Source organism: Paenibacillus sp. OT2-17, from assembly GCF_009827695.1.
GTDB lineage: Bacteria > Bacillota > Bacilli > Paenibacillales > Paenibacillaceae > Paenibacillus > Paenibacillus polymyxa_B.
Genome location: NZ_WUDQ01000699.1, coordinates 1 through 1,676, shown reverse-complemented (window position 1 = coordinate 1,676; position 1,676 = coordinate 1). Strand labels below are relative to the sequence as shown.

Sequence of the window (1,676 nt, the reverse complement as noted above, 5' to 3'; positions counted from 1 at the left end):
GTATCCGCCGATAGTTTAAAAGCCGAGGCGACCCGGTGCAATGTATCTCCTTTTTGAACGATATATTCCCTCATCTTACTACGCCCCTTCCATCTGCCTTACTGCATGTTATGCAGACGCGGCGTGTCTTGATGTAGCGAAAAGCAAAACAGCCGACTTCTTTTGTCCAATGACAAAAAAAGTCGGCTGTCTCGTTAATCCAAATTGGTGACTTGCCAGACGACAGGCGTTTGGCGAATTTGCTCCCCGAGCCACTGTGCGGCAATGCGCTGGAACAATTCAGGATCGCCGGAACAAAAAAGCTGATGCACCGGCGTTTCGTCCCCAGCTTCCAACTTGCCTTTGTTATACAAAATGGTACTCGTCTCACGCGCCGTTTCATCTGCCGAGCTAATGAGCTTTACTGCAGGCCCCATGACTTCTTGAATCGTTTCCTTCAAAAAAGGATAATGCGTACAACCAAGAATCAGACAATCAATCGGATACGTTTGAATAGGTCTCAATGTCTCCTCCACAACCTGCGATGTCGTCTTGGAGCGGAATAACCCTTGTTCCACCAATGGAACAAGCGCAGGACAAGCATGGCTCACCACGTCTACATAAGGAGACAATTGCTTGAGCGCAGCTGTATACGCTCCGCTTCGAATCGTACCGACAGTCCCAATCACCCCGACATGCCCGGTAGCCGTCGCGCTAATCGCAGCACGAGCCCCAGGGTGAATGACTCCGATCACCGGAATGGATACCTTTTGGCTTATATAGTCCAATGCCGCGGCAGTAGCCGTGTTACAAGCAATAATAATGACTTTCGGATCAAATTGAATCAGAAAATCAACCATTTGCTCTGTAAATTTTTTAACCTCTTCCGATGGTCGGGGGCCATACGGAGTGCGCGCAGTGTCTCCAAAATAAATGATTTTTTCCCGTGGAAGCTGACGCATGACTTCTTTTACAACCGTCAAACCTCCTACACCGGAATCCAATATTGCAATCGCTTGCTGCACGTACACACCGCTTCCTTTTTTGTTCAAATATGAGTTGTTTCATCTCGGAAAGCTATCCGTTGCTACATACCTTATGTCGTATTAATGTAAAAGGTACCCCAAAAGATTACCCTAAAACGAGGAAGTGATCAATAAAAAGGCTCCACCCCAACGGGAGAAGCCACGAATTCAAACCGTTTTCAGTGTTTCACCTACGTTTTACAGACCGTTACAGAGCATCTTTTTCCGTATCTTCTTGAACAGTCGCTGATGAAATACTAACCTCAGGAATAATTTCACCCTTTTTACGCCATTGCCCAATTTCATGAATGACGGCTGAGGCTGTCTCCTTAATTTTGTCAGTATACTCAATTGAGGTGTCTGAAATTTTCCCCGCTAGCTCCTGTCCCTTATCACTTACGTTGCGCGCCTGATCTGTAATATTCTGACGCAGCTCACGACCAGACTTAGGGGCAAATAACAAAGCAGCAACCGAACCAATAATGCTGCCTGCCAACGCGCCTCGGATAAAACTTTTGCAGTTCTCCTTCATCATCATCTCTCCCTTGTGCCCGGGCGAATGCCCATCTGTTAGTGCATTATAAGCATGGAGAGCTTGTCATGATACAGGAAACAAGCATGAAAAGTTTTACTTTTTTTTAGAGCGGATACGATACAGGCAACAACGGCCCC

At 46.7% G+C, this 1,676-nt stretch carries 3 protein-coding genes; all 3 read right to left on the bottom strand.

Annotation, left to right across the window (positions count from 1 at the left end):
* Positions 1–74 (bottom strand): LysM peptidoglycan-binding domain-containing protein (locus GRP75_RS30565; RefSeq protein WP_160790809.1); only part of this gene is annotated, 74 nt, incomplete at its 3' end.
* A 120-nt stretch (positions 75–194) separates the two neighbouring features.
* Positions 195–1,004 carry a glutamate racemase gene (gene racE, locus GRP75_RS26240; RefSeq protein WP_023987989.1) on the bottom strand — a complete coding sequence of 270 codons (810 nt, stop codon included), beginning with the start codon at positions 1,002–1,004 and terminating at the stop codon, positions 195–197.
* 208 nt (positions 1,005–1,212) lie between these two features.
* Positions 1,213–1,536: a YtxH domain-containing protein gene (locus tag GRP75_RS26235; RefSeq protein WP_068940242.1), complete on the bottom strand. Its 324-nt coding sequence runs from the start codon at positions 1,534–1,536 to the stop codon at positions 1,213–1,215.
* Between the last annotated feature and the right edge of the window lie 140 nt (positions 1,537–1,676).